Source organism: Actinomadura logoneensis, from assembly GCF_003428695.1.
Classification (GTDB): domain Bacteria; phylum Actinomycetota; class Actinomycetes; order Streptosporangiales; family Streptosporangiaceae; genus Spirillospora; species Spirillospora logoneensis.
In genome coordinates this window covers 1-8403 of record NZ_QURH01000963.1, presented here as the reverse complement: position 1 = coordinate 8403, position 8403 = coordinate 1, and the positions used below count along the sequence as shown (strand labels likewise).

Sequence of the window (8403 nt, the reverse complement as noted above, 5' to 3'; positions counted from 1 at the left end):
GCCCGGCCGCCGTGGTCGGCGGCGTCCGGACGGCGGGCCGGGACGGCCGGGCGCGGGGCCGCGCGGGCCCGAGTACGGCGAAGGCCCCGGCGTCACCGCCGGGACCCGCCGTCAACGCCGAAGCGAATGGGAGGTCAGCCCACGACCTGCTTGAGAGCCTCGCCGAGCTCCTTGGCCTCGTCGGCGGAGAGCTCGACCACGAGACGGCCGCCGCCTTCGAGCGGGACCCGCATGACGATGCCGCGTCCCTCCTTGGTCACTTCGAGCGGACCGTCTCCCGTCCGCGGCTTCATCGCCGCCATGCGTGCATCCCCTTCCTGCCCAGGACCGCGTGGGGCCTATCGGGCACCGTTGGCCGCCTGGCCGCCTGTGCATCCGCGTCATCAGTAGTGGTGGTCCATTATCTCGCCTTCCGAGCGCGAAGTGGTAACGATCAGCCTCCAGATCGCGGGACTCGCCCCAAAACATCCCCTTTTGGGGCGCTACCTACCAACCGTTTCGTCCGGGAATCGGGGGCCCGGCGGGAACGCCGCCGCCGCGGTTCCCGAAGGGCTCCGGAAGGCCCCGGAAGGCCGCTCGCCACGCCGAACACCGCTCCCGGAAAAGGCACGGGGGCTTGCCCTCCGGGGGGAAGGTCGTCAAAGGTGGCGGAGGCGAGACCGTGAGCAGATTGTGAGGACGAGGATGTCCGAGGCGACGACCGAACCGGTGCGGTACGAGGTGGAGTCCGGTGTGGCGACGATCACACTCGACCGTCCCGAGAGCATGAACGCCCTGACGGCCGCGACCAAGGAGGCGCTGCGCGCGGCCGTCGAGCGCGCCGCCGCGGACACCGCGGTGCGCGCGGTCGTGCTCACCGGCTCCGGACGCGCCTTCTGCGCCGGCCAGGACCTGCGCGAGCACGCGGACAACCTCGCCGCCGGCCGCGGCCTCGACGGCACCCTGCGGCGGCACTACAACCCCACCGTCGAGGCGATCACCGGCATGCGCAAGCCCGTCGTCGCGGCCGTGAACGGGATGGCCGTCGGCGCCGGGATGTCCCTCGTCCTCGCCTGCGACCTGGTGGTGGCCGCCGAGAAGGCGTCCTTCGCCACCGCGTTCAGCAAGATCGGCCTCGGCCCCGACAGCGGCCTGTCCTGGACGCTCCAGCGCCTGGTGGGCCGCGCGAAGGCGGCCGAACTGCTGCTGCTCGGCGAGCCCCTGCGCGCCCCGGACGCGCTCGCCCTCGGCCTGGTGAACCGGGTCGTCCCGGCCGAGGAGGTGCTGCCCGCCGCGACCGAGCTGGCCCGGACCCTCGCGGCCGGCCCCACCGTCGCGTTCGGCGCGATCAAGGAGGCGCTCGCGCACGCCGCCGCCCACGACCTGCCGTCCGCGCTCGAACGCGAGGCCGACCTCCAGGACGCCCTCGCCGAGACCGCCGACCACAGGAACGCCACCGAGGCGTTCCTCAAGAAGGAGACCCCGGCGTTCGAGGGCCGCTGACCTCACGCCCGGCTCGGCGGACCGGGACCGCGCCCGGACTCCGGGCGCGGTCCTCGCGCCCCTTCACCGCGTCGGAGGACGTCAGGGCGCGCGGTCTCGGCAGGGGTCAGAGGTAGGCGCCGCGGCGGTGGCAGGCGGCCAGGTGGTCGTCCACCAGGCCGCACGCCTGCATCAGGGCGTACGCCGTGGTCGGGCCGACGAAGCGGAAGCCGTGCCGCTTCAGCTCCTTCGACAGGGCCTTGGAGGCGGGCGTGGACGGCGGGACGTCGTCCATCGACTCGGGGACGGGCGCGTCCGGATCGGCGTACTTCCAGATCAGCTCGGCCAGGCCGCCGGGCACCTCCAGCGCGGCGCGGGCGTTGCCGATCGCGGCGTCGATCTTCGCGCGGTTGCGGACGATCGCGGCGTCGGCCATCAGCCGCTCCACGTCGTGCTCGTCGAACGCGGCGACCTTCTCCATCTCGAAGCCCGCGAACGCCGCCCGGAACCCCTCCCGCTTGCGCAGGATCGTCAGCCAGCTCAGCCCGGACTGGAACGCCTCCAGGCAGAGCCGTTCGTAGAGCCCCTGGTCGTCCCGGACCGGACGGCCCCACTCCTCGTCGTGGTAGGCGACGTACGCGGGAGCCGACAGGCCCCAGGGGCAGCGGGCGAGCCCGTCCTCGCCGATGACCGCGGTATTCACCCGCCCGTTCTACCTCATTCCCCCGACAGAACGGACCGCGCGGCGAGGGCCCCGACCTCGAGGGCGGAAATCCGCCAGTCGGCCGCCGGGGGACGGGGGACGGGTCAGAGCTTGCGGGGCTTCTCGTTCTCCAGCAGCTCGCGGCGGCCCTCGAACAGGCCGCCGCCGAACGTGTCCCGGCCGGGATGGCCGGGGAACCGCTCGTGGCCGTCCTCGCGCGTCCCGCCGGACGGCTCGGAGCCCCCGGACGCGCCGGGTGACTCCTCGGGACGGTCCGGGCCGTCGTCCTCGAACGGGTCGAGTTCGTCGGTGGCCGCGTCGAAGCCGTGCGGGTCGGTGTCGGCGGGGACGTCCGTGACCGTCTCCGGGGCCTCCCCCGGCAGCGCCCAGGCTCCGGACGGGCCGGAGACGGGCCCCTCGGGGTGCACGGCGTGCTCGGGGTGCACGGCGTGCTCGGCGTCCGCCAGGCGGCGGCGCAGGTCGGCGATCTGCTGCTCCATGGCCGCGACCCGGGCGTCCCGCTCGGTGAGGGCGTAGGCGAGGCGGTGCAGGGCCTCGTCGGTCATGGGCATCTGGTAGCCCCAGAGGGCGCGCGGGAGCCGCAGCATCGCGACCTCGGGCCCGGTCACGGGGGCCCCGCTCCCCAGGGGCAGCGGCGGGACGTCGGGATGCGTGCGGCCCAGCTCGCCGCCGCGCCCCGTCGCGAGCACGACGACGGCGGCCAGCACGGCGACGCCCGCCAGCACGAGGACCACCATCACCAAGGTCTTGCTCCCGTCTGTGTCCGTGTCCCGCATGACGATCGTGCCATGCCGGACGCCCGCGTGCGGGCCGCCCCGCGGCCGGGCCCGGCACCGCATCGCCCGAAACCGGGTCTCCCCCGGGCCGCCCGCGGCGTGGACGACCCGCCGATGCCCCGAGGACGCCCCATGCCGACACCGTCCGCCGCCGCAGCGCCACCGCCAACCGCAGCGTCGCCGCCTACCGCAGCGTCGCCGCCTATGGCGGCGCCGCCAGCGGCCACCGCTACGGCTGGGCCTCGGTGAAGTCCTCCGGGGTGGCGTCGATCCGGGGGCGCGAGCGCTCCAGCAGGTCGAGGGCCTCGTCGAGGTCGGCCGTCCAGCCGATCGCGTCGAAGACCTTCGGCCGGGCGAAGCCCAGCTCGGTCAGGTTCTCGGCCAGCTCGCGCAGCGGGTCGTACACGCCGAGCGGGTCGAGGACGACCAGGGGTTTGTCGTGCATGCCGAGCGTCCGGGACGTCCAGATCTCGAACAGCTCCTCCAGCGTGCCGATGCCGCCCGGGAGCACCAGGAACGCGTCGCTGCGCCGGTCCATCTCGCCCTTGCGGGACCGCATGTCGGGGGTGATGACCAGCTCGTCGCTGTCCTCGTCGGAGACCTCCACGTGGCGCAGCGCCTCGGGGATGACGCCGATCGTGCGGGCGCCCCCGGCGCGGGCGCCGCGCGCGACCGCGCCCATCGAGGAGATCCGGCCGCCGCCGCTGACCAGGGTGTGGCCGCGCCGGGCCAGCTCGCGCCCGACCCGCTCGGCGAACTCGACGTGCACGGGGTCGATGCGGGTGGACGAGGCGCAGAACACGCAGACCGCGAGGCCCATCAGGACGGGTCCCCGGCGCGCCGCGCCGTCTCGGCCACGGCCTCGGTCTCCTCGTGCTTGCGCGCCTCCTCCTCGTGCGCCTCCACGATCACCCGGACGACATCGTCGGGGTCGTCGGTGAGGTGGATGAGGTCGAGGTCGTCGGCGGAGATGTTGCCCGCCGGCAGCACGGTCTGCTTCATCCAGTCCAGCAGGCCGCTCCAGTACTCGGTGCCGACCAGCACGATCGGGAACCGGGTGATCTTGCCGGTCTGGACGAGGGTGATCGCCTCGAACAGCTCGTCCAGGGTGCCGAAGCCGCCGGGCAGCACCACGAACGCCTGGGAGTACTTCACGAAGATCGTCTTGCGGACGAAGAAGTACCGGAACTGGACGCCGATGTCGACGTGGTCGTTCAGCGACTGCTCGAACGGCAGCTCGATGCCGAGGCCGACCGACAGGCCGCCCGCGTCGTGGCTGCCCTTGTTGGCGGCCTCCATGATGCCGGGACCGCCGCCGGTGATCACCGCGTAGCCCGCCTCGTGCAGCTTGGCGCCGATCTCCTCGCCGAGCCGGTACTCGGGGCTGTCCGGCCTCGTCCGGGCGCTGCCGAACACGCAGGCGGCCTTCGGCAGCTCGGCGAGCAGCCCGAAACCCTCCACGAACTCGGCCTGAATGCGCAACACCCGCCACGGGTCGGCGTGCACCCAGTCGGTGGGGCCGCGCCGGTCCAGCAGCCGCTGGTCGGTGGTCGTCGGGGGGATGGCCTTTCCTCGCAGGGTCGCCGGCCCCTGCCTCCTCATGCGGATCTCGCGCTTCATGACCTCACCTTAGCCAGGCCAGCAGGCGGGACTCGGCGTCGGTGATCAGGGAGAGCTCGACGTACTCGTCCCTGGTGTGCGCGAGGGTGGGGTGGCCCGGGCCGTAGTTGACGGCCGGGACGCCGAGGGAGTCGAACCGGGCGACGTCGGTCCAGCCCAGCTTGGCGCGGACGTCCGCGCCGGTCTCGGCGACGAACGCGCGGGCCGCCGGACGGTCCAGGCCCGGCCGGGCGCCCGGGGCCGAGTCCACGAGCTTCACCTCGAAGCCGTCGAAGAACGACCTGACGTACTCCTCGGCCTCCTTCTCGGACTTGTCCGGCGCGAAGCGGTGGTTGACGGTGACGACGCACTCGTCCGGGATGACGTTGCCCGCGACGCCGCCGCTGATGAACACCGCGTTCAGGCCCTCGTGGAACTCCAGGCCGTCCACCACGGGACGCGCGGGCTCGTACGCGCGGAGCCGATCCAGGATCTCCGCCGCGCCGTGGATGGCGTTCTCGCCCATCCAGGCGCGCGCGCTGTGCGCCCGCTCGCCGCGCGCGGTGACCTCGACGCGCAGCGTGCCCTGGCAGCCGCCCTCGATGAGGCCGCCGGTCGGCTCCATGAGGACGGCGAAGTCGGCGGCGAGCAGTTCGGGCCGGGTCTCGGCGATCCGCTTCAGCCCGTTGCGGTCGGCCTCGACCTCCTCGCACTCGTAGAAGACGTAGGTGACGTCCCGGGACGGCTCCGGCAGCGCGGCGGCCAGCTTGAGCTGCACCGCGACCCCGGCCTTCATGTCGGTCGTGCCGCAGCCGTAGAGCCGGTCGCCCTCGCGGCGGGACGGCAGGTTCCCGTTCAGCGGGACGGTGTCGAGGTGCCCGGCGAGCAGGACCCGCTCGGCACGGCCGAGGCGGGTGCGCGCGACGACCGAGTCGCCGTCCCGGACGACCTCCAGGTGCGGCAGCTCCCGCAGCGCGGCCTCGACGGCGTCCGCGAGGGCCTTCTCGTTCCCGCTCACCGACTCGATGTCGACGATCGCCGCCGTCAGGTCCCGCACGTCCATCTGGAGATCGAGAGAGGTCATGCCCGGAACCCTATGCAAAGGGGACGGCCGCGTGGACCGCCCCCCGGCGTGTCGGACCCGCCCGCGCCCTCCCGCTCCCGGCCCGGCCCTCAGGCCCCGGGGCCGGCCCACAGCCGGGCTGAGCCCGGAGCACCTGCGGACCGGTGCGGTGTGCGCGGCGGGGCGGGGAATCGTCAGGTGTTGATGCCGTGGTCGCGCAGGATGTCGTTGAGCGCGGCCTTGTCGTGCCGCTGGCCCGGCTCCAGGCGCTTCAGCACCAGGACGGCGGGCAGCCCGAAGCTGCCGCCCTTGAACTCCTTGGTGCGGGTGCCGCCGACGGCGACGCACCAGTCGGGGATGCGGCCCCGGCTGATCTCCTCGCCCGTCTCGACGTCGATCACCGGCATGGACGCCGACAGGTTCGTCCCGGAGCCGACGACCGCGCCCTTCCCGACCCGCGCGCCCTCGACGATCATCGAGCGGGAGCCGATCATCGCCTCGTCCTCGATCACCACCGGCTTGGCGTTCGGCGGCTCCAGCACGCCGCCGATGCCGACGCCGCCGGACAGGTGCACGTTCCTGCCGACCTGCGCGCAGGACCCGACGGTCGCCCAGGTGTCGACCATCGTGCCGGAGTCGACGTAGGCGCCGATGTTGGTGAACGACGGCATCAGGACCACGCCCGGGGCGAGGTAGGAGCCCCAGCGGGCGATGGCGCCCGGCACCACCCGGACGCCGTCCAGGCGGCTCTTCAGCGGGATGCGGTCGTGGTACTGGAAGTCGCCCACCTGCGACCGCACCATGCCGAGCACCTTGAAGCTCAGCAGGATCGCGCGCTTGGCGCGCTCGTCCACGACGACCTCGTCGGTCGCGGGGTCGATCAGGGCGACCCGGGCCTCGCCGGCGTCGATCTGGTCCACGGCGGCGACGATCGCCGCGCGGGCCTCGGTGTCGTCCGGCCCGAGCTCGGCGCGCCGCTCCCAGAGCTCGTCGACGGCGGCGGAGATCGGGCTGGTGAACGTCTCGGTCATGGACATTGAGCTTACCGACGGCCGGAGCCCGGTACGGTCAGGGCGTGGCTGTCTGGGCGAAGCTGGGATCCGGCCCCCGGGAGGGGGCGGGCGGCGAGCGGAGTGGGCGGCGGCGGCGCTGGTGGATCGTGGCGCTCGTCGCCGCCGTCGCGCTGTCGGCCGCCGGGTGGGTGCTGTACACGCGCGCCCGTCCCTACCTGCACGGTTCCGGGTGCGAGGTGCGCACGGCACAGGGCAAGATGCCCCTCGACCTGGACCAGGCGGCGAACGCGTCGACGATCGCGGGCGTGGCCGCCCGCAAGGGGCTGCCGGAGCGCGCCGCCGTGATCGCGTACGCGACCGCCATCCAGGAGTCGCACATGCGCAACCTGGCGGGCGGCGACCGCGACTCGGTCGGCATGTTCCAGCAGCGGCCCTCGCAGGGCTGGGGCTCCCCGGACAAGCTGCGCGACCCCGTCCAGTCCACCAGCAAGTTCCTCGACGCGCTGGTCAAGGTCAAGGACTACCTCGACCTCGACCTGCACGACGCCGCGCAGCGGGTGCAGCGCAGCGCCGACGGCAACGCCTACGCGCAGCACGAGGGCGACGCGAAGGTGCTGGCGCAGGCGTTCGGCGGACGCTCCCCCGCGGCCGTCCGCTGCTGGTACCCGCCGAACAAGCGCACCGACGCGCGCCGCGCGGACGCCGTCCGGGAGATGCGCCGCGCGTTCGGCAGCCGCCTCCAGGTCGTCGCGCCCGCCGCGCCCGACTACGACGCGGTGCGCGCCACCAACGAGCGGACGGGCTGGGCCGTCGCGTCCTGGGCCGTCACGCACGCGCAGACGTTCGGGCTGAGCGAGGTCCGCTTCGCCGGACGGCACTGGCGCGCCACCGACGGCCACGACGGCTGGACCCACGACCCGAAGGCCCCGTCCGACTCCGTCATCATCCGCTGATCACTGCCGTCTCCGCAGGTCAGGCCGGTCGCTGTCCGGTCGCCGTCCGGTCGCCTTCGAGGCGGCGGAGGCGAGGGCGAGCCGGGCGGCGGGGGGCTGGGTCAGAGGGCGACGAACTGGAGGCCGCGCTGCTTGAGCTTGGGCAGGACGGCCTTGAGGGCGTCGATGGTCTGCGTCCGGTCGCCGCCGCCGTCGTGGCAGAGCAGGATGTCGCCGGGCTGGGCGCGCAGCATCGAACTGGTGATCTTCGCGATGCCCGGACGCGCCCAGTCGCGCGGGTCGATCTTCCAGTCCACGCAGATCAGCTGGTGCTGCGCGGCCACGTCGAACACCGCCTGCGACCAGTTGCCGCCCGGCGAGCGGAAGAACTTCGGCGCGACCCCGCCGATCTGCGCGATCTGGTCGTGCGCCTCGCCGATCTCCTTGGTGATCCGCGCGGTGGGCAGCGCGGGCAGGTTCAGCGGGTGGGTGACGGTGTGGTCGGCGATCTGGTGCCCGTCCGCGACGATCCGCTGGACGATCTTCGGCTGCTCCACCACCTGCTCGCCGATCATGTTGAAGGTGGCCTTCACGCCGTGCGCGGCGAGCAGGTCCAGCATCATCGGCGTGTACTTCGGGTGCGGGCCGTCGTCGATGGTCAGCGCGACCGCGTTGGGCGGCGCGGCCGGGGCGAGGTCGTAGAGGCTGCGGACGGGGTTGTGCAGCGCCTGCATGGGCCGGCCGTGGGCGTACCCCGGGTCCGGCGGCGGGGCGGGCCGGTCCCCCGGCTTCGTCCCGCCGCGGTGCCGGCCGTCCGCGCGCGCCGAGCGCGACG

The 8403-nt window shown here is 73.7% G+C and carries 10 protein-coding genes; 2 read left to right on the top strand and 8 right to left on the bottom strand.

The window, feature by feature from the left end:
* Positions 1 to 134: 134 nt before the first annotated feature.
* The gene (locus DZF91_RS32650) at positions 135 to 302 is read right to left on the bottom strand and encodes a DUF3117 domain-containing protein (RefSeq protein WP_083952185.1); all 168 of its coding nucleotides are present in this window, start codon (positions 300 to 302) and stop codon (positions 135 to 137) included.
* A gap of 382 nt (positions 303 to 684) precedes the next feature.
* Between DZF91_RS32650 and DZF91_RS32645 the strand changes: the two genes are divergently transcribed.
* Positions 685 to 1482, top strand: coding sequence for an enoyl-CoA hydratase/isomerase family protein (locus DZF91_RS32645; RefSeq protein WP_117360902.1), 798 nt, complete (start codon positions 685 to 687; stop codon positions 1480 to 1482).
* Between the two features lie 106 nt (positions 1483 to 1588).
* On the opposite strand, the gene DZF91_RS32640 is transcribed toward DZF91_RS32645, so the two are convergent.
* The 6 genes from DZF91_RS32640 to DZF91_RS32615 all read right to left on the bottom strand — a co-directional run bounded on the left by DZF91_RS32640 (position 1589) and on the right by DZF91_RS32615 (position 6654).
* On the bottom strand, positions 1589 to 2164 hold the full coding sequence (locus DZF91_RS32640) for a DNA-3-methyladenine glycosylase I (RefSeq protein ID WP_117360901.1): 576 nt from the start codon (positions 2162 to 2164) through the stop codon (positions 1589 to 1591).
* A 104-nt stretch (positions 2165 to 2268) separates the two neighbouring features.
* Positions 2269 to 2925 (bottom strand): hypothetical protein, encoded by a 657-nt coding sequence (locus DZF91_RS32635; RefSeq protein ID WP_147341497.1) that lies wholly within the window; start codon positions 2923 to 2925, stop codon positions 2269 to 2271.
* A gap of 265 nt (positions 2926 to 3190) precedes the next feature.
* On the bottom strand, positions 3191 to 3781 hold the full coding sequence (locus tag DZF91_RS32630; RefSeq protein ID WP_117360899.1) for an LOG family protein: 591 nt from the start codon (positions 3779 to 3781) through the stop codon (positions 3191 to 3193).
* Positions 3781 to 4563, bottom strand: a complete 783-nt coding sequence (locus DZF91_RS32625) for an LOG family protein (protein WP_117360905.1) — start codon at positions 4561 to 4563, stop codon at positions 3781 to 3783. Before DZF91_RS32625 ends, DZF91_RS32630 begins: the two co-directional genes overlap by 1 nt.
* Positions 4564 to 4585: 22 nt before the next feature.
* Entirely contained in the window at positions 4586 to 5644 is a 1059-nt protein-coding gene (dapE, locus tag DZF91_RS32620; protein WP_117360898.1) for a succinyl-diaminopimelate desuccinylase, read from the bottom strand.
* 173 nt (positions 5645 to 5817) lie between these two features.
* Positions 5818 to 6654, bottom strand: coding sequence for a 2,3,4,5-tetrahydropyridine-2,6-dicarboxylate N-succinyltransferase (locus DZF91_RS32615; RefSeq protein WP_117360904.1), 837 nt, complete (start codon positions 6652 to 6654; stop codon positions 5818 to 5820).
* A 44-nt stretch (positions 6655 to 6698) separates the two neighbouring features.
* Here DZF91_RS32615 and DZF91_RS32610 point away from each other — a divergent pair, with 44 nt between their 5' ends.
* A complete protein-coding gene (locus DZF91_RS32610; RefSeq protein ID WP_235834737.1) occupies positions 6699 to 7589 on the top strand; it encodes a hypothetical protein in 891 nt (296 codons plus the stop codon).
* 101 nt (positions 7590 to 7690) lie between these two features.
* Here DZF91_RS32610 and DZF91_RS32605 read toward each other — a convergent pair.
* Positions 7691 to 8403: polysaccharide deacetylase family protein (locus DZF91_RS32605; RefSeq protein WP_147341496.1), on the bottom strand; the 713-nt coding region annotated here is incomplete at its 5' end.